21 protein-coding genes are annotated in these 17,937 nt (G+C 70.0%); 9 read left to right on the top strand and 12 right to left on the bottom strand.

The genetic code is table 11. The features are described 5' to 3' along the window. Window positions 1–19: 19 nt before the first annotated feature. The 4 genes from ACGFK0_RS31915 to ACGFK0_RS31900 all read right to left on the bottom strand — a co-directional run bounded on the left by ACGFK0_RS31915 (window position 20) and on the right by ACGFK0_RS31900 (window position 4,347). Window positions 20–1,444, bottom strand: a complete 1,425-nt coding sequence (locus tag ACGFK0_RS31915) for a multicopper oxidase family protein (RefSeq protein WP_392911635.1) — start codon at window positions 1,442–1,444, stop codon at window positions 20–22. 157 nt (window positions 1,445–1,601) lie between these two features. After that, entirely contained in the window at window positions 1,602–1,958 is a 357-nt protein-coding gene (locus ACGFK0_RS31910; RefSeq protein WP_392911633.1) for an antibiotic biosynthesis monooxygenase family protein, read from the bottom strand. Further along, window positions 1,933–2,184, bottom strand: a complete 252-nt coding sequence (locus tag ACGFK0_RS31905; RefSeq protein WP_392911631.1) for an acyl carrier protein — start codon at window positions 2,182–2,184, stop codon at window positions 1,933–1,935. Before ACGFK0_RS31905 ends, ACGFK0_RS31910 begins: the two co-directional genes overlap by 26 nt. Window positions 2,185–2,319: 135 nt before the next feature. Continuing rightward, a complete protein-coding gene (locus ACGFK0_RS31900; RefSeq protein ID WP_392911629.1) occupies window positions 2,320–4,347 on the bottom strand; it encodes a BTAD domain-containing putative transcriptional regulator in 2,028 nt (675 codons plus the stop codon). Window positions 4,348–5,115: 768 nt separating this feature from the next. Between ACGFK0_RS31900 and ACGFK0_RS31895 the strand changes: the two genes are divergently transcribed. Continuing rightward, complete coding sequence (locus tag ACGFK0_RS31895) at window positions 5,116–5,400, top strand: hypothetical protein (protein WP_392911627.1); 285 nt, start codon at window positions 5,116–5,118, stop codon at window positions 5,398–5,400. Window positions 5,401–5,504: 104 nt separating this feature from the next. Beyond that, a complete protein-coding gene (locus tag ACGFK0_RS31890; RefSeq protein ID WP_392911625.1) occupies window positions 5,505–5,957 on the top strand; it encodes a MarR family winged helix-turn-helix transcriptional regulator in 453 nt (150 codons plus the stop codon). Between the two features lie 61 nt (window positions 5,958–6,018). On the opposite strand, the gene ACGFK0_RS31885 is transcribed toward ACGFK0_RS31890, so the two are convergent. The 3 genes from ACGFK0_RS31885 to ACGFK0_RS31875 all read right to left on the bottom strand — a co-directional run bounded on the left by ACGFK0_RS31885 (window position 6,019) and on the right by ACGFK0_RS31875 (window position 7,791). Then, the gene (locus tag ACGFK0_RS31885) at window positions 6,019–6,693 is read right to left on the bottom strand and encodes a DUF1707 domain-containing protein (protein WP_392911623.1); all 675 of its coding nucleotides are present in this window, start codon (window positions 6,691–6,693) and stop codon (window positions 6,019–6,021) included. A 67-nt stretch (window positions 6,694–6,760) separates the two neighbouring features. Continuing rightward, entirely contained in the window at window positions 6,761–7,237 is a 477-nt protein-coding gene (gene accB / locus ACGFK0_RS31880) for an acetyl-CoA carboxylase biotin carboxyl carrier protein (protein ID WP_392911621.1), read from the bottom strand. Window positions 7,238–7,287: 50 nt separating this feature from the next. Next, the gene (locus ACGFK0_RS31875) at window positions 7,288–7,791 is read right to left on the bottom strand and encodes a MarR family winged helix-turn-helix transcriptional regulator (protein WP_392911619.1); all 504 of its coding nucleotides are present in this window, start codon (window positions 7,789–7,791) and stop codon (window positions 7,288–7,290) included. A gap of 67 nt (window positions 7,792–7,858) precedes the next feature. Between ACGFK0_RS31875 and ACGFK0_RS31870 the strand changes: the two genes are divergently transcribed. The 3 genes from ACGFK0_RS31870 to ACGFK0_RS31860 all read left to right on the top strand — a co-directional run bounded on the left by ACGFK0_RS31870 (window position 7,859) and on the right by ACGFK0_RS31860 (window position 10,480). Next, entirely contained in the window at window positions 7,859–8,227 is a 369-nt protein-coding gene (locus tag ACGFK0_RS31870) for an MmcQ/YjbR family DNA-binding protein (RefSeq protein WP_392911617.1), read from the top strand. A gap of 248 nt (window positions 8,228–8,475) precedes the next feature. After that, window positions 8,476–8,838, top strand: coding sequence for a nuclear transport factor 2 family protein (locus ACGFK0_RS31865; protein ID WP_392911615.1), 363 nt, complete (start codon window positions 8,476–8,478; stop codon window positions 8,836–8,838). Window positions 8,839–8,947: 109 nt separating this feature from the next. Further along, entirely contained in the window at window positions 8,948–10,480 is a 1,533-nt protein-coding gene (locus tag ACGFK0_RS31860) for an MFS transporter (RefSeq protein ID WP_392911613.1), read from the top strand. Between the two features lie 68 nt (window positions 10,481–10,548). Here ACGFK0_RS31860 and ACGFK0_RS31855 read toward each other — a convergent pair whose 3' ends face one another. Then, window positions 10,549–11,478, bottom strand: coding sequence for a Rieske 2Fe-2S domain-containing protein (locus ACGFK0_RS31855; RefSeq protein ID WP_392911611.1), 930 nt, complete (start codon window positions 11,476–11,478; stop codon window positions 10,549–10,551). A 164-nt stretch (window positions 11,479–11,642) separates the two neighbouring features. Between ACGFK0_RS31855 and ACGFK0_RS31850 the strand changes: the two genes are divergently transcribed. The 3 genes from ACGFK0_RS31850 to ACGFK0_RS31840 all read left to right on the top strand — a co-directional run bounded on the left by ACGFK0_RS31850 (window position 11,643) and on the right by ACGFK0_RS31840 (window position 13,251). Next, window positions 11,643–12,269: a glyoxalase gene (locus ACGFK0_RS31850; protein WP_392911609.1), complete on the top strand. Its 627-nt coding sequence runs from the start codon at window positions 11,643–11,645 to the stop codon at window positions 12,267–12,269. Window positions 12,270–12,370: 101 nt separating this feature from the next. Continuing rightward, window positions 12,371–12,835 (top strand): helix-turn-helix transcriptional regulator, encoded by a 465-nt coding sequence (locus ACGFK0_RS31845; protein ID WP_392911606.1) that lies wholly within the window; start codon window positions 12,371–12,373, stop codon window positions 12,833–12,835. 5 nt (window positions 12,836–12,840) lie between these two features. Then, window positions 12,841–13,251 (top strand): VOC family protein, encoded by a 411-nt coding sequence (locus ACGFK0_RS31840; RefSeq protein ID WP_392911604.1) that lies wholly within the window; start codon window positions 12,841–12,843, stop codon window positions 13,249–13,251. Between the two features lie 58 nt (window positions 13,252–13,309). Here the strand turns inward: ACGFK0_RS31840 and ACGFK0_RS31835 are convergent, their stop codons facing one another. Beyond that, on the bottom strand, window positions 13,310–13,882 hold the full coding sequence (locus ACGFK0_RS31835) for a hemerythrin domain-containing protein (protein ID WP_392911602.1): 573 nt from the start codon (window positions 13,880–13,882) through the stop codon (window positions 13,310–13,312). Between the two features lie 82 nt (window positions 13,883–13,964). Continuing rightward, window positions 13,965–15,170 (bottom strand): hypothetical protein, encoded by a 1,206-nt coding sequence (locus tag ACGFK0_RS31830; protein ID WP_392911600.1) that lies wholly within the window; start codon window positions 15,168–15,170, stop codon window positions 13,965–13,967. Window positions 15,171–15,394: 224 nt separating this feature from the next. Here ACGFK0_RS31830 and ACGFK0_RS31825 point away from each other — a divergent pair, with 224 nt between their 5' ends. Further along, a complete protein-coding gene (locus ACGFK0_RS31825) occupies window positions 15,395–16,201 on the top strand; it encodes an SAM-dependent methyltransferase (protein ID WP_392911598.1) in 807 nt (268 codons plus the stop codon). 75 nt (window positions 16,202–16,276) lie between these two features. Here the strand turns inward: ACGFK0_RS31825 and ACGFK0_RS31820 are convergent, their stop codons facing one another. Further along, window positions 16,277–16,702 carry a hypothetical protein gene (locus ACGFK0_RS31820; RefSeq protein ID WP_392911596.1) on the bottom strand — a complete coding sequence of 142 codons (426 nt, stop codon included), beginning with the start codon at window positions 16,700–16,702 and terminating at the stop codon, window positions 16,277–16,279. A 4-nt stretch (window positions 16,703–16,706) separates the two neighbouring features. Next, a complete protein-coding gene (locus ACGFK0_RS31815; protein WP_392911594.1) occupies window positions 16,707–17,720 on the bottom strand; it encodes an RNA polymerase subunit sigma-70 in 1,014 nt (337 codons plus the stop codon). Window positions 17,721–17,937: the final 217 nt, after the last annotated feature.

The raw sequence follows: 17,937 nt of genomic DNA, 5'->3' as shown, positions 1-17,937 counted from the left end.
CAGACGCCGTCAGACGCCGTCAGACGATCTCCGCCTGCGCCATCATCCCCATCGACGAGTGGTCGATCAGGTGGCAGTGGTACAGGTAGCGGCCCAGGTGGCGGTCGTACCGGACCTTGATGCGGACGGTGCTGCCGTGGCCGACGTACACGGTGTCCTTCGGCCCGGTCTCGTGGGCCGCCACCGCCTGCCCGTCGCGGTCCAGCACCTCGAACGACGTGCCGTGCAGGTGCATGTTGTGCGGCACGGACGGGCCGGCGCCCGTGTTGTGCACGCGCCAGATCTCGGTGTCGCCGCGCCGGATCCTCATGTCGACGCGGTCCATGTCGAACGTCTTGCCGTCGATGAGCCAGCCCCCCTTCTGCGGGTCGAAGCCGAAGTGCACGTCCCGTGTCACCTGGGCCTCCCCGAGGTCGGGGGCGTCCACCGGCGACACCGGGATCCGGCTGGGGTCCCAGACCCGCCGCCCGACGTCGAACCGCATGATGTTGCGCGTCGCGTCGTCCGTCCCGAACTCGTTGACGAGCACGATCCGGGTCCCGGGGTCGTGGGCGCCGAAGTCGACGACCACGTCGGCGCGCTCGCCCGGCGACAGCATGACGTTCGTGACCGGACGCGGCGCCGGCAGCAGCCCGCCGTCGGACGCCACGACGGTCATCTCCGTGCCCGTGCTCAGCCCCAGGGAGAAGAACCGCAGGTTGGAGGTGTTGATGAGGCGCAGCCGGTACTTGCGCGCGGAAACCTCGAAGTACGGCTGCGGACGCCCGTTGACCAGGACCGTGTTGCGGAACTGGAAGTCGTCCATCTCGAAGAGGATCTGCCCCGCGTCGTCGAACCGGATGTCGCGCAGGGTGATCGGGACGTCGTGGCGGCCGGCGGGCAGCCCGAGCCGCAGCTCCGCCGGGTCGGTGATGATGTACGTCCCCGACAGGCCGCGGAAGATCATGTCGGCGGACATGTGGTGCGTGTGGTCGTGGTACCAGAGGGTCGCCGCGGGCTGCTCGTTCGGGTACTCGTAGTCGCGGGACGCGCCGGGTTCGATCAGGTCGGACGGATAGCCGTCGCTGCTCACCGGGTTGTGGCCGCCGTGCAGGTGCACGTTGGTGGGCATGTCCAGGGCGTTCGTCTGCCGGATCACGACCCGGCGGCCCTTCAGGGCGTGGACGACCGGGCCGGGGAACCGGCCGTCATACCCCATGATCTTCGTCTGGACGCCGGGCAGGATCTGGGCCTCGGCCTCCCGGACGGTCATCTCGTAGTAGTCCGTCGTCCACGTCCGCCGCACCGGCGTCGCCCGGTGCGGCAGTGCCAGCGGCACCGAGAACGCCTCCGGCGCCGCCGTCTCGCGGATCCGGCGCAGGGAGGCCGCTCCGAGGCCGCCCGGCACGGCCAGTCCCGTGACACCGACCGCGCCCAGTTTCAGCGCGTCCCGTCGCTTCAGCATCCCGTCCAATGAGCGGCCCTCCAGATGGGTTCTTGATCGGATCGGCCACACCGTGCCCCGGCCCGCTTGAGGACGGCTGGTGTCCCCGGCCACCCGGGAAGGCCGCCCAGGTCGCGGATGGGCTCAGTAGGCGGATGGGCTCAGTAGGCGGATGGGCTCAGTAGGCGGCGACCACCTCGTACACGCCGAACGTCGCGGCCGCACCGGCGGCGGCGTTCTGCAGGGGGCGCAGCGGGGCCGTCGTGTCGCGGTGGGAGGCCGTCCTCTCCCACTCGCGGAACGCCGCCGCGTCGCGCCATTCGCTCATCACCGCGAAGGAACCCGGGTCGGCCAGCGACCGGAGCAGGACGTTGCCCAGCAGCCCGGGCGTTCCTTCGAGATCACGGCTGATCGTGTGGTAAGCCTCCTCGACCGCCCGCGCGTCGCCGCCCGGCGCGCTCGCGTAGACCAGGACGTGCACCCGGCCGAGAGCGTCGCCGGCCCGGCGCTCACGCGGCGAGGCGGGGACCGACATAGCCGACGACGGCGTCGGGGGTGGGGAGCTCGGAGACGGTCTCGTCGGGAATTGCCACCAGGAATTCCTGCTGGATCCGCGCCGCCATCTCCAGCACGGCCAGCGAGTCGTAGCCCATCTGCTCGAAGCTGATGGCGCCGATGTCGTCCTCCAGGCTGACGGAGTCCGGCTCGCCCGCGCAGTCCCGCAGGATCCTTCTGATGTCATCCACCGTGAATCTGGACACTGTCCTCACCTTTCCGGAGCCGATACGGCCACTGTCGCGGTGAGGACTTGAACCCCGCTGGATCCGGCTTGGAGGCAGGGCCGGATACAGCTCGAGTCCGATCGGCGGGCGCCCGATCGGCGGGCGCCCGGCCGGCTACCCGGCGCCCTGGCCGGCCAGCCCGTTGGCGTGATGGGACCGCGGCTCCCCGTTGCGCTGGAGCCGCCGGCGCAGCTGCTGCTCGTAGCCGTCGTCGCGGGGCGGCTCGTGGCCGTCCCCGCGCTGCGGCTCGCCGGCCTCGAGCGCGGGGACCTCACCCGCTCGCGGGCCGGGCAGCGACCGGCCGAGGGGGATGCCCTCGGTGTGGGCCTGCGCGCGCATCGGCTCCAGGAAGTCCTGGTCGAGGCGTTCGCGGGCGTAGAGGCGGATCAGCTCGTGCATCCGGTAGCGGATCTCGCCGGCGCTGGCGTCGGCCACCGACAGCAGGTTGCAGCTCGCCAGCCGGACGAGCTTGGCCTCCACCAGATCGGTTCCGGAGCCGACCAGCCGGGCGGCGACGTCGGCGGTGAACTCCGTGGGCGGCAGCAGGCTGACCAGCCGGAAGATGCTGCGGTCCTGCGGTTCCAGGCGCAGGTAGCTGGCCGCGTAGCGGGACCGGACGTCCAGGTCGGCGAAGGCGAGCAGGTCCAGCCGCCCGGCGTCCGGCTCCAGCCGCTTGACCAGCTTGCCGATCGGCCAGTTGCGGGTGGCCGCCAGCCGGGAGCCCAGGCTGCGCATCGCGACCGGCAGCCGGCCGCACAGTGCGGCGGCCCGCTCCGCGAAGCGCCGCTCGGAACCCGCGTACCGCCGTCCGCTCGCGGCCTCGATCAGCTCGACCGCCTCCTCCTCGGGCATCTCCTCCAGCAGCACGTGCCGTACCCCGGGCAGGCTGTACAGGCCCCACCGGCTGGTGACGAGGACCGAGCTGCCCGGCGACGCCGGCATCAGCGGCGCGACCTGCGGAACCGAGGACGCGTCGTCGAGCACCACCAGGATCCGGCGGCCCATCGTCCAGGTGCGGAAGAGGTTGGAGCGCTCCTCCAGACCGTCCGGCATCTCCCGGGCCGGCACCCCGACCGCGCGGAGGAAGCCCTCCAGGATCGGGCGCGGGTCGGCGGGATGCTCAGCGGTGCCGCGGAGGTCGGCGTACAGCTGGCCGTCGGGGAACTCGGCGCGGATCGCGTGACCCGTGCGCAACGCCAGGGTGGTCTTCCCGGCGCCGGGCATGCCGGACACGCACACCGTCCGGCCGGCCGTGCCCTCCCTTCCCGCGGCGAGCAGGCCGGTGCAGACGCTCTCCAGTACGTCCGCCCTGCCGATGAAGTCCGGGATGTCCGCGGGGAGCTGCGCCGGTGACGGCAGCGAACCGGACGACACCGCCACCACCGCGGACGGTCCGGAAGGCGCCCTGTCCTCCGGCTCCTCCGCCTCCTCGGAGTTGAGCAGGGTCAGGTGCAACCGCTGCACCGTCGCCGAGGGCTCCATGCCGAGTTCGTCGACGAGCATCCGGCGCAACCCCTGATACACCTCAAGCGCCTCGTAGCGGCGCCCCGACCGGTCGAGCGCGACCATCAGATGACCGTGGAAGCGCTCGTTCAGCGGCTGCTCGGACACCAGCATCTTCAGCTCGCTCACCAGCTGCTGGTGCCGCCCCAGTTCGAGGTCGGCGGTGATCCGCTGTTCCAGGACGCGCAGTCGCTCCTCTTCAAGGCGTGTCACATGGGCCGACAGGATGTCCCCGACGGAGACGTCGGCGAGCGCCGGACCGCGCCACACGGTCAGGGCCTCCGACAGCAGGGTCGAGGCGCTGGCCGCGTCCCCCTCCTCAAGCGCCGCTCGTCCCTCCTGAGCCAGGCGCTCGAACCGGAGCAGGTCGCCCAGCTCGGCGGGGACGTCGAGCAGGTACCCGGAGATCCTCGTGTGCAGCTCGGCCGAGGGACAGTGCTCCAGCACGTCCTTCCGCAGCTTGTATATGTACGTCTGCAGGGTCGTCATCGCACTGTTGGGCGGCTCCTCCCCCCACAGCTCATCGATCAGTTCACCCACCTGGACGAGCTTTCCGGACCGCACCAGCAGGAACGCGAGCACTTGCCGCACCTTGGGCGCGGTCGGAGTTATCTCCACCCCGCCACTGGCCACCCACATTGGGCCGAGAATCCGAAAATGCATGCGCCATTCACCTCCTGATCCCGTTCATCATGGACACCCTCTAACCCCAGAACGATCAACACGCAAGGATTGTCAGCGCGATCAGTGAATCAGGCAATAAGTCACCGCCTATACGACTGGCCATAGATATCTCACTCAGAAAAGAAGCGGAGCACCCTTGATTTCAAGACGATCACTCCATAGGCTTATCAGTCCACGTCGCACATCATGCGACTAGGCGGCTACTCAGTGCGTTCCCAGGAATCGCCGGCCTGGCGGCCGCCTGCCTCAATGACCGCCACACCATGCACAGCGGCGCCTTGGGGTGCACTCGAAGATTGCTCGCGCAGCGACCAGGCGAAGCCATCTGCGACCCAATAGCTGGCACCAGATATATTCCAGCGCGCTACCTGCGGCGCGGTCTTGCCGGTAAGCCTGGCGATCATTGACAACTGAACCCCCAGTGTGATTCATCGACCGCTCGATCGTAGTTAACAATGCACGGCGCTTGTATGGCCGGATCTGGACCGACCATGACAGACTCCGGTAAACCCGAGACTTTCGGCAACTAATGCTAATCGGCCAGGACGAAATCTGCCGGAAACGAAATGTTGTCCGAAACGGCGCTGGCCGGTCATTTCACCGTCATCCGGCGGAGCACGCCCGCGCGGCGGCGGCGCCGGCGCCCGCGGTCCAGCGGCCCTCGACCGGCCGGAGAGCGCCCCGGGCGACGCTCGGACGCACGATCGAGGGCGGAGGGCCGGTATGCACAAGACAAGCCGCACGGTCGCGGTGCTGCGACGAATCATGAGTCACCTCTTCGTCGGCCTGATGTACTGCGGGACGCACGCCTGGCCGACGGCCGAGCTGATAGCCGCGGTGCGGGCCGCGTCCGCCGAGTCCACCGCCCGGGCGGCGGGGCGCGCTCGACGCGGGGGGCCGCTGCGGGCGTCCCCGGAGAAGGTCACGCCCTTCAACGATCTGCCCGACACGGAGCGCCGCCTCCTCCTGGAGCTCGAGCAGCAGCTCAAGCGCGAGAAGGAGGAGTAGGAGCCGCACCCTGCCGAAGCGAGCCACCGCCACCCTCAGACAGTAATCTCTAAAGTAGAGTTACTCATATTTAGTGTTCCTCTACAAGGGAGGGAAGCAAGGTGATGGCTCGCCCCGGGTACGAGGACATGTGCAGGGACATGCGCACCGAGATCATCCGGCACACTCTGTGGAGCGTGCTGCTCTACCAGGCCCTCGCCGACCGGCTGGGACTGTCCCTGAAAGACGCGCTGGGCGGCGCCGCACTGGCGCTCGACGGCCCGCGCACCCCCGGCGCCCTCGCCCGGCTGCTGAGCGTCACGACCGGCGGCGCGGTCACCGGCGTCGCCGACCGCCTGGAGGACGCCGGCCTGGCCCGCCGCACCCGGGACCCCGACGACGGGCGCCGCGTCATCCTCGAACCCGTCCCGGAGAACCTGGCCGCGCTCCTCGCCCACCTCGACCGGGCCGCCAGGCTCGCGGCACGCACGGACGGCCTGTCCGACGACGAACTCGCGCTCGTCCTCGGCTGGCTACGCGAACAGAACACGTCCGCCGCCCGCCACATCACCGGCTGAACACCCACCGTTGACCACCGGTTCGTGAACACCGGTTCGGCACCGGGCGCGGGCCGTCGGCTCAGGGCAGCAGCGCGGGCCGGGAACGCGCCGGCCGGCGCAGCAGCCACTCCAGGAAGCTCCTGCGCGGCCCCCGCACGATGACGTTCCCATGCCGGACACTGCCCGTGACACCGACACGGAGCCGGGCCGGGGCACCGGTCGCACCCCGCGCCCGGTACGGCCGCACGTTGCCACTGCGGACCGTGACGCTGCCGATGTCGACCTCGACCTCCGGCGGCACGATGAGCCGCACATTGCCGTGGCTCACCGTGACCTCGATGTCCAGAACCGGATGGGCGAGCGTGGCCCTCGTGAAGTCGATGACCACGTTCCCACTGTGCGCCTCGACCTCCAGGCGGCGCGGGACGACCCAGCTCCCGGCCCGCTCGATGTTGCCCTGGCGGGCCTCCAGCCGGAGCAGCTCCGGCACGTCGGGTGCGGTGGGCGCCGGAAGATCGCGCAGCAGCGCCCGCAGCTCGCCGTGCGTGCGCGCCGTCAACGCCACCTCAAGCCGTTCGTCGAGGTCCTGCGCGGTCAGGCGGCCGTCGCCCGCCGCGTCCCTGAGCCGCTCGACGACGTGATCGCGGTCCTCGTGGGACGCGCGCAGCTCGGCATGACCCGGCTCCAGACCTTCACCCGGCTCCAGACCTCCACCCGGCTCCAGACCCTCACCCGGCTCAAGACCTTTGCTCATACCCCGAACCCTAATCACCGGAGTCTCGGAACGCGAGATTCTTCCGGATTGGAGCACCGGGCCCGCCTCAGTCGGATGGTGCGAGCACGAACAGCGGCTGGCCGTACTCGACCGGCTCGGCATCCTCCACCAGGACCTCGACGACGCGGCCCGCCTGCTCGGCCGCCACCGCGTTCATCAGCTTCATGGCCTCCACGATCGCCACCTGCTGCCCCGCCTCCACCTTGTCGCCGACCTCGATGAAAGGCCCGGCGTCGGGCGACGGCGCGCGGTAGAACGTCCCCACCAGCGGGGCGTGCACCACGAAGGTGCCGTCCTCGCGTTCCGGTGCGGGTTCCCCGGCGCGTACGCCCGCCTCCGCCGGCTCGCCTCCGGCGCCCGTCCCCACCGGCTCGCGTCCGGTGGCCGGCGCCTCGGGCCATTCGACCTCGACGCTCATCTCGCCCGCCCGCAGGCGCACGCTCTTCAGCGGCCCGCGCGTCGCGCCGATGAGTTCGGCCGCCCGCCGACACAGGTCGTCCAGGACGGTCTGTTCTTCGTTCATCGGCACCCGGCCCTCCCGCTCGTCACATCGTCGAGCGTGGCGGAGCCGGCTCAATCCCCGCTGGAGTCCGGCTGAAGGTCGGGCACCGCCGCGCCCTTCAACGCGTCGGCGTGCTCCAGCAGCGCCTGCAGCCGGCGCCTCAGCTCAAGGTTCTCCGGACTGTCGGCGCCACCGAGGGGCTCAAGGTAGCGGTCCTCCAGTTCGCGGACGACGGCGAGCGCGGACCTGACCGTCTCGACGCCCTTGTCCGTGAGCGTCACCTGGACGGCGCGCGGATCGGCGGGGTTGTCCTTGCGTTCCACCAGCCCGTTGCCTTCGACCTGGCGGGCGAGCCGGGAGACGTACATGGGCTCCAGCCCGCTGTAGTCGGCGAGCTGCCGCTGGCTCGGCCGTATCCCGCTCTGCTCCATGCTGTAGAGCGACGCGACCACGGCGTACTGCGCATGCGTCAACCCCAGCGGCCCGAGCACGCGGTCCATGGCCACCCGCCACCGCAGCGAAACGTGCCACAGCAGGTAACCGCTGCTCGGGGGGCCGTCGAACTGCTTCGCCATGCGAACAGTGTACTTGTTTACTATTCGTCCCTGCCGAATCGTCCGACGTGCCTGGTACACCTCGGGTATGAGCGTTGAGGAGTTCCTGACCATCGTGCTCGGGCTGCCGGAGGTGACGCAGAACGACCGGCATCCGAAGCTGACCGGCTTCCGGGTACGCGACAAGGGCTTCTGCTACCTCAACGAGGCGGAAGAGACCCTCATGCTCAAGGCCACCCGCGAAGAACAGGCCGCCCTGGTCGCCGAGGCCCCCGAAGTCTTCGCCCCCTCCTGGGCGGGCGGCCGCTTCGCCTGGATCGAGATCGACCTCGCCAAGGTCGACCCGGAGGAGCTGGCCGAACTCGTCACCGAAGCCTGGCGCCTGTCAGCCCCCAAACGCCTCTCGAACACCAAACGCCTCAGAACACCATCGACGCGCCCTGAGACGAACCCCTGAAAACGACCGGGCCCCAAGACGTCCTCGGGCATGGCGCCTGACCGACGCGCAAGGAGGCCGCACAGATCATCGACCAGCCGGCCTGCCGGAGTCCCGCCGGCCCTGAGCATGCAGGGTGAGCGTCGCGGGGAGCCCGGACCGGGAGAGCACCTCGCCGTCGAGGAAGCGGGTGACGGCGAGGTTCGGGCCGACACCGGTGTCTCAACTCACATCGGTACCACGCCATGGAACATCAGAGAGGAACACCGATGGACAGCTCCGCCCTGAAGACAGCGCTGGCGTACCACGACTCGTGGACCGGCAAGGACTTCGAACGAGCCATGACCTACATCGCCGACGACATCGTCTGCGACGCCCCGGCCGGGCGGATCGAGGGCGCCGCCGCGTACCGCGCGTTCATGGGCCCGTTCGTGGAGATACTCGTCCACGCGGAAATGATCGCGGCCTACGGCGACGACGAGACCGCCCTGCTCATGTACGACACCGAGACGATCCCGGTGAAACGAGCGCCGGGCGCCGAATGCGTCACCGTCAAGAACGGCAAGATCACCTACAGCCGGTTCCTCTTCGACCGCGCCCCCTTCGACGCCGCCCGCCGAGCGGCGACCTGAACCGCCCGCCCGCACGGCCGCGTTCCGCGCCCCTTGCACCCCGGCGAACCACCCAGCATGCTGAAACCACACCCATCCCCTTCGAGGCAACACCGGTGGAATCCTCGGCATGACAGCGCAGGACGGCAAGGACGCTGAGCCGGATCAGGCACCGCGCCCCGGAAACGGCCTCCTCGCCGTCCTCCTGCTGAGCACGTTCATCGTGGTGTTCGACACCGCCGGCATGGTCATCCCCCTGACCGCGATCTTGGGGGACCTCGGCGGAGCGCTCGACATGGCGACGTGGGCGTACGGCGCTTTCATCCTGACGTTCGCGGTGTTCCTGCTTCCCGCAGCCCGGCTCGCCGGCGGGCATGGACACCGCCGGTTGCTCCTCCCCGGCATGGCGATCTTCACGGCGGCGTCTCTGACGTGCGCCCTCGCTCCGTCGATCGAAGTCTTGGTGGCCGCACGCGCGGTCGAGGGGCTCGGCGCGGCGATGGCCGAACCGGCGGCCTTCGCCCTGATGAAGACGGCCTTCGCAGGGCGGGCCGGAGAACGCGCGGCCACGGCGCACAGGGCGGCGTTCGCCGTCGCCGCGCTCACCGCGCCCGTCGTCAGCGGGCTCATCACCTGGGGCCTGTCCTGGGAGTTCATGTTCTACCTGAACGTGCTCACCGGCGCGGCCGTGCTCGTCGCGGGCAGCAGGCTGATCCCGGCGTCATGGGAAGGCGGTCCCCCACGCTCCCCCAACGTCCCCGGCGCCCTCCTCGGGGGCCTCGCCGTGTTCGCCCTGGCCTTCACCGTCATCGAGGGCACCCGGTTCGGCTGGGATTCCCCGCTCATCATCAGCTTCGCCACCGCCGGGATCGCGCTCCTGGGCCTCTTCGTCCTCAACGAGCGACGCGCCGACGACCCGTTCGTGCCTCGCACCCTGCTGAAGTCACGGCGGTTCCGCCTCGGCAACCTCGCCCGCGGGATCGGCGAGTTCGCCAGCCTCGGCTTGTTCTTCGCCCTGTCACACGTCCTGCAGGTCCAGCACGGCTACTCGGCTCTCGCAGCCGGTGCCCTGCTGATGTCGATCATCGTCGGCGCGGTCATCGTGGCGCCCGTCTCCGAATCGCTCACCGGCAGGGTCGACGTCCGGCTGCTGGTGATCCCCGGCTTCCTGCTCATCGCGGCGGGCACCTTCTGGGTCACGTTCGCATCGCCGGGTTCCGGCTGGCTGTTCTTCCTCGCCCCACTGGCCGTCGCCGGCGCGGGATTCGGACTCCAAGAGGACCCCACCGCCACCACCGCCCTCAAGGACGTTCCGGCCACGCACACGATCACAGGACGCAACATCTCCTATGTCGGCTACCTGCTGGGAATCACCGCCGGAGTAGCCGTGGTCTCCGGCGTCTGGCAGAACCGTTTCGTCACCGACGCCCGCCACACGGAGACCGGTCTGACCGGCAGCCAAGTCAGCGGCGACCCCGCCGCGCACATCACCGGACCGGACGCGCACCACCTGCGCGAACTGGCCGAAGCGACGTTCAGCGACGCGGCCGGCACCGCACTTCTCAGCTGCGCCGCGATGGCCGTACTCGGCGCCACCGTCGCACTGTTCCTCCCCTCATCCCGAACCGGACGGTCCGGCCCGGAGACCGGACGGCAGCGATGACACCGAGCTCGCAACGCCGACCGTCCCCGATACCGTCCCGATCGTGAACGCCCGCGTCGGAGGCGGTGTCACGTGGCGGGGGCTCGTGTGATCGGGCGGCGCCGCGGCCGGTGGGCACGGTCCTCGGATGCGTCGGCGTGGGCGCCCGCCGGTGGGACGCGAACCTCGATGCGTCCGTTCTGGATCCGTGCCTCGTAGCAGGGCTGCGGTGTGCTGGCCGGGCCGCGGACGATGCCGCCGTCGGCGAACCGGAACGTGCTGCCGTGCCACGGACAGGTGACGCAGCCCTCCTCGAACGTCCCCTCGCCCAGCGGGCCGCCCATGTGGCTGCAGGTCGCGGCCAGGGCGTGCACCTTTCCGTCCGTCCGGTGGAGCAGGACCCGGACGCCGTCCGCGTCCGCCGTGCGGTGCTCGCCCTCGGGCAGTTCGGCCGCCGCCAGCACCGGCGTCCACTCTTCCGGGCCCTGCTGCCAGGCGGTGCGGTTGACGTTGACGCCCTTGACGAACGTCAGGTGACCGCCGAGGTAGGCGCTGATCGCCATCACGCCGAGCCCCGCGAACCCCAGGGCCTTCCCCTTGCCGCGGTGACCGCGGACCCGCGCGGCGAGGGACGCCGCGTACAGCGTCAGTGCCGCGCTGTTCACGGTGGCGTGGACCAGCCCCACCCGCCGCTCGGCCCCGAGCGTGTCGGACCAGTCGTTCATCCCGGTGACGGCGGTGGGCACGGCCGCGACCACCCCGGCCGTCACCAGCAGGTCGGCCGCCGGTTCGGCGTCGCATCCCCCCACGGCGTCCAGGAGCCCGGCCATGGTCCACGCACCGATCGGCACATCGGTGAGCGGCGGATGCAGCGGATGCCCGATATTGGTCCCGCTGAGCAGATTCCGGACGAACCGTGGCCGGACCACCTTCTGAGCCACGGAACTGACCGGCTTGGCGACCCTGTCCAGGGCCTCCGCCTTCTCCAGCCGACGCACCGCCCTGTGCGGCATGTTCATAACGCCTCCCCCAAGGCACGACTTCACTCGTCCGCTCTCTTCCCCCCGACACCCCCCGAAACCGTCCGCGCACCGATCACCCGGGCCCGGCCGCGTCACCACCGGGACAAACCGGTCAGGAATCGAGAAGCGCCGCCCATGGAGCCGCGCCTAGCGTCACCGTCATGACTTCCATCGAATCCATCACCCTTGAGGCGTCCGACCTCGACGCCGCCCGCAGCTTCTACACCACCGCCTTCGGTCTGGACACTCAGGTGCTCCTGCGGGCCTCGGACGCGCCGACGACCGGATTCCGCGGCTTCACGATGTCTCTCACGGCGTCCCAGCCCGGAAACGTCAACGCCCTCATCGACGCCGCCCTCGACGCCGGCGCCACCACCCTGAAGCCCGCCGCGAAGTCGTTCTGGGGCTACGGCGGTGTCGTGCAGGCCCCGGACGGGGCGATCTGGAAGGTCGCGACCTCGAACAAGAAGGACGCCGGCCCGGCGACCCGGGAGATCGACGACGTCGTGCTCCTGCTGGGCGTCGCGGACGTGGCCGCGACCAAGCGGTTCTACGTCGACCGCGGCCTCACCGTGGCGAAGAGCTTCGGCCGCAAGTACGTCGAGTTCGCCGCCTCGTCGAGCCCCGTCAAGCTGGCGCTCTACGGGCGCAAGGCCCTCGCCAAGGACGCCGGCGTCACTCCGGACGGCACCGGATCGCACCGCCTCATGATCGGCACCGACGCCGAGTCCTTCACCGACCCGGACGGGTTCGTGTGGGAGACCGCATCGGAGACCGCGACCCTTTGACCCGCTCGCGGCCGCACCCCTGACCCGCCCGCGGCCGTGGCCCCCGACCCGCCTGCGGCCGGCTCGCCCGGCCGCGGACATCGAAGAACGGAGTCATCCCCGTGTGCCACCCCTCGTGGGGCCGCGCCCTCACCGCGGCGCAGCGCCAGAGCGACCTCGCGCGGCTGCGCCGCGTCCGCGACCGGATCGACCGCGAGTACGCTCGGCCGCTGGACGTGGAGGCCCTCGCCCGCGGCGTGAACATGTCGTCCGGGCACCTCAGCCGCCGGTTCCGCCAGGCCTACGGCGAGTCGCCGTACTCCTACCTGATGACGCGGCGCATCGAGCGGGCGATGGCGCTGCTGCGCCGCGGCGACCTCAGCGTCACCGACGTCTGCTTCGAGGTCGGCTGCCAGTCGCTGGGCACCTTCAGCACGCGCTTCACCGAACTGGTCGGTATACCACCCTCCGTGTACCGGCGCCGGGCCGCGCGCGCGAGGGCGGGAATGCCGCCGTGCGTCGCGAAACAGGTGACCCGGCCGGTCAGGAATCGAGAAGCGCCGATTGCCGAGCCGCAACTAGCGTGATCGTCATGGACCTCAGCATTCACACCACCGTTCTTCCGCACGACGACCCGGAGGCGTCCCTGGCCTTCTACCGCGACACCCTGGGCTTCGAAGTCCGCAGCGACGTCGGAAAGGGCACGATGCGCTGGATCACCGTCGGCCCCGCCGGCCAGCCCGGCACGTCGATCCTCCTGGCGCCCCCGGCCGCCGATCCCGGCATCACCGACGACGAACGCCGCACCATCACGGAGATGATGGCCAAGGGCACCTACGGCTGGATCCTGCTGGCCACCCACGACCTCGACGACACCTTCGAGAAGGTCCAGGCCGGCGACGCCGAAGTCGTCCAGGAACCGACCGAGCAACCGTACGGCGTCCGCGACTGCGCCTTCCGCGACCCCGCGGGCAACCTGATCCGCATCCAGCAACTGCGCTGAGCCGGCAAGCCCGGCTCTCCCGCCTCCGGGGGCCCGGTGGCCTGCGGGGCCTGCGCGGTCAGCCCTTGCCGCGGGCGTCGCGGATCATGTCGCGGACGCGGTCCATCATCGCGGCGGGCGGGCCGACGAGCATGTTCTTGGTCGCGCTCTCGGTGCCGGGGTGTGGGCGGGTGGGGGCGATCGCCTCGGCGGCACGAACCGCGGCGGCGAAGCCCTTGAGCTGGGCCGGGCTGAACTGGGCGCCGAGCCGGTCGAACTCGTAGCGTTCCTCGGCGCGGGCGTGGGTCAGCACGTCCATGCGCAGCTTGTCGAGCGTCTTGAGGAACGCCGGGTCGTCCGTGTCCATGCCGTCCAGTTCGGACAGCAGTTCCTTGGCCTGGCGTTCCTCGGCGAGACGGTCGTCCACGATGCCGTCGCCGCCGGGCAGGCTCCGGGCCACCGGATGGACGATCTCCTCTTCGGCGGTTTCGTGCACGGCCAGCAGCCGCACCAGCGCCCGGAACGCCTCCTTGCGCTCCTGCCCTTCGGAGTTCATCACCTGATCGAACAGGTCGCGGATCTGGCCGTGCTGCGCCTTCAGCAGGTCGATCAGATCACTGGTGGACGAGTATTGCGTCGTAGTACTGCTCACAGCGTCTTCCCCACTACGTCTGATGTCCCGACTACTTGATCTCCCGACGTACCCGACGTACCCGACGTACCCGAGGGTCCGGTTACTGGTACCGGTCCCGGCGCAGGCTCGGAACGGGATGGGGCCCTTCGGTCTCCAGGCGGTACTCCTCGCCGAACTTGTGCTGGTGGTCCTCCATCACCTGGTCGCTGGGCGGCCGCTCGGCGTTGATCTTGTCCTGGTACTCCTCGAACCGCTGGTGGGCCTCCTGGACGTACCCGGTGCCGAGCGTGGTCCAGTCGATCTGGGTGGCCACCAGCTCACGGACGAGCTCCTTGTTCGGCTCGAAGGTGACCGGCTCGGGCAGCGACGGCGCCAGAATGCTCTCGGGGTCGCGGCCGTCGTGGCGGCGCATCAGGTCGCACGCGATGCGGAGGTGCTCCAGCTCCATGTTCAGGTGCAGCTCCCAGATCCCCTTAACGCGCGGGTCGGTCTCGGTCTGCATGAACGAGTAGTACAGGTAGCACTCGTTGTACTCGTGGTTGACCAGCCGCTCCCACCACGTCTCCCCCGGGTCGACCAGCGACTCGTAGTGGGTGACGTGCTCCTCCTCCACCAGCCCGATCTCCTGGTAGAGCTGCCGGGCGATCGGCTCCATGTACATCGGGCCGACGTTCATGTAGAAGTTCATCGTCTGCTGCTCGGCCGACATGATCGTCAGCGCGTGCAGCTTCGAGATCGGCGCGGCGGCCTCACGGTCGTAGGGCTCGCGGACATTGTCGACCGGGTGGCGGTGATGCAGCCGCGTGGGCCGTCCCGGCATCGCCTCGGTGAGCTGATCGATGATCTTCTCCGCCTTGCGGTGCTCGATCATCTCGTACAGGTTGGCGTACCGGTACAGGTGGTCGAAGTCCTCCAGCAGCCCGAACTGGTAGGCCTTCTTGAGATACGGGTCGGGTTCCTGCCGCGCCACCCAGCCGGTCAGGTCGACCGCGACCTGCTCATAGGCGATCGTGGTCTCCAGCACCGACGCCTGCCCGGGCAGCAGCCAGTTGACGACCTTCTGCTGCTGCTGCTCGATGTAGCGGACCTGCGCGAGCTGCTGCTTGACCTCCGGATCCGGGCAGACCCGGTTGAAGTGGTGGCTGAACATGATCGCCTCCACCTCGATGCCGTTCATCGCGATGATGCGGCACCGGGTGTAGGGATCGGCATGGTCGGGATCGACGGGCGCGACGTCCAGCTGGCCCCAGTTGCGGAGTTGGTCTTCCAGCGGGATACCGCGGTGTTCGAGCGGGTTGAACGCCACCAGGCTCACCTTCCCGTGAGTTCGTATCGGCCTGACGCCAGGTGCGCCTACCCCGCACGATCCGAACCGCACCCCCACCACCGACCAATTTCAAGATCTTTATCTCGCCTTAGCCCCCCACGGCCCAACCCCGATCGCCTCTCGCATTCCGGCCGGACGGCGTAGGGTCGAAACTGTAGATCTTTAAGGCCCTGCGGCCCTGGCGAGAAACGGGACTGGGAGACATGGACGACGCGCAGCAACCCGCCACAATCGATACGACCGTGCCGCACTCGGCCCGCATCTGGAACTACTGGCTGGGCGGCAAGGACAATTACGAGGTCGACCGGGAGATGGGCAGGACGGTCGAGCAGATCTTTCCCGGGTTCGTGCAGTCGGCGAGGATGACCCGCCAGTTCACCGGACGCGCGGTCCACCATCTCGTGGCCGAGGCCGGGATCCGCCAGTTCCTGGATGTCGGCACCGGGCTGCCGACGGCCGACAACACCCACGAGGTGGCGCAGCGCGTCGCGCCCGAGTCCCACATCGTCTACATGGACAACGACCCGTTGGTCCTCGCCCACGCCCACGCGCTGCTCACCAGCACGCCGGAGGGCGCGACCACCTACGTGGACGCCGACCTGAACAAGCCGGACGAGATCCTGCAGGCAGCGCGGCAGAAGCTGAACTTCGACCGGCCTATCGCGCTGATGCTGATGGGGATCCTCGGCCACATCGACCCCTACGAGCGGGCCCGCGACATCGTCGCCACCCTCGTCGACGCGCTGCCGTCCGGTTCCTACCTCGCCATCGTGGAAGCCGACGACACCCACCCGCCGTTCGTGGAATCCATGCGGGCCTACGCCGAGTCCGGTGCGATCCCGTACCGGCTGCGGAGCCCCGAGCAGATCCGCGGGTTCTTCGACGGCCTGGAGCTGGTCGAGCCGGGACTCGTCCCGCCGTACACCTGGCGGCCGCTGCGGGAGAACGACATCGGCTCCACCGAGCCCATCCCCGGTACAGGCCTGGCCGCGGTGGCCCGCAAGCCCTGACGGGGCGAAGGCCGAATTCTGGCACCGCGTCCACAACCGGCTTGACGTCTCAGTTCCCGAGCCTTGGCGGGATCGTCAACCGCTCCGGGTGCGGAGGCCCCACGCCAGGGTCGGGATCATCACCGCCGCAGCGACGGCGAGGAGCCGGCGGGTGTGGCCGGTCCGGGCCGGTGCCGGGCCTGCGACGGTCCCGGCGGTGTCATTCGTGCTGTTCATGTCGTCCTCCATCGTTCGGTGACCGGCGCAGGGGTGTGCTGACCGGCATGTGGCGTGCCTGGGCGTGATGATGCGCACCCTCGCCGTGCGGCGGCCGGGGTTGCGCAGGGCGCGGACGCCGGTGCCGCGGAGCCAGAACCCGGCGTCGCGTCCGAGGACCGGCCCGGGTTCGCCGTCGCGCAGCTCCAGTTGCACGCGCCCGCGGGTGACGACGCCGAACGCGTCGGACCATTCGGCAGCGTCCACCGCGGCACGCTCACCACCGCGCAGTGCGAGCGTCCGCACCGGACTACTCCGTGCCGTCCGCCGGGAGGCGCTCGGGCAGCCCGAGCCGCGGGAACCGGTCGTCGTGGAACGTGACGATCTCGGTGATCGCCCCACCGGTGACGCGCAGGACGTCGATCGTCAGCGGCAGGTACGCGCCCTCGCGCTCCCGCCACTGGTAGAAGGCGACGGCGGGCTGCCGGTTCACGGAGGTGGGGACGGCGCGCAGGCCCGTCATGCCCTCGAAGCCGCTCTCGACCCAGTCGTTCACCACCGCGTCGCGGCCGACGTACAGGCCCGGCGTGGGCGGCATCGAGCACCGGACGTCGTCGCGCAGCAGTGCGGCGAGCCCGTCGACGTCGGTGGCCAGGCTGGCGTCGGTATAGCGGCGCACCACCTCGCGCGCCTGGGCGTCCTCCTCGCCGCCGGTCCAGTCCTGCCGCTCGGCGGGCAGGTGCTCGCGCATGCCGGCCCGGGCCCGCTGCAGGGCGCTGTTCACCGAGTTGACGGAGTCCCCGAGGAGCTCGGCGACGTCCTTCGCCGGCCAGCCGAGGACGTCCCGCAGGATCAGCACGGCCCGCGGACGCGGCGCGAGATGCTGGACCGCGACCAGGTACGCCAGCTCGATCGTCTCCCGCGCGACGGCGACGGTCTCCGGCTCGTCCGCGTCGCCCGCGGGCACCTCGTCGAGCAGCCGGTCCGGGTATGGCTGCAGCCACCGCACCTCGCCGCCGGTCGCGGGCTCCGGGCGGCGCTTGGCGAGCAGGTCCAGGCAGGCGTTGGTGGCGATCCGGTACAGCCACGCCCGGAACGTCGACCGTCCCTCGAAGGTGTCCCGCCGCCGCCAGGCGCGCAGGAACGTCTCCTGCACCGTGTCCTCGGCGTCCTCGGACGATCCGAGCATCCGGTAGCAGTGCACGTGCAGCTCCCGCCGGTGCCGTTCCGCCAGCCCCGAGAACGCCGGCTCCCCGACCTCGCCCAGCCCGCCCACGCCCAGCCCGCCCACGCCCAGCTCCTCCGGTCGCGTGTCCGCACCCATCACGTCATCCCTCCGTCTCGTCATGTCCCGTCGCAGGTATGACGGGTACGGACGCGACAACTCATCACCATTCACCAGAAACAGCCCTGATCAAGATCTGCCCTGATCTGCCATCTGCCATCTGCCCTCATGACCGAGGACTCACGTATCGAGACCGTGACACATGACCCGGCCAACGGCGTCTATGCCACCACCGACGACTATGCACGCCATGGAG

This window comes from Spirillospora sp. NPDC048823 (assembly GCF_043198445.1).
Lineage (GTDB): Bacteria > Actinomycetota > Actinomycetes > Streptosporangiales > Streptosporangiaceae > Spirillospora.
Note: the sequence above shows the minus strand (reverse complement) of the source record. Positions and strands in the feature narration are given on the sequence as shown.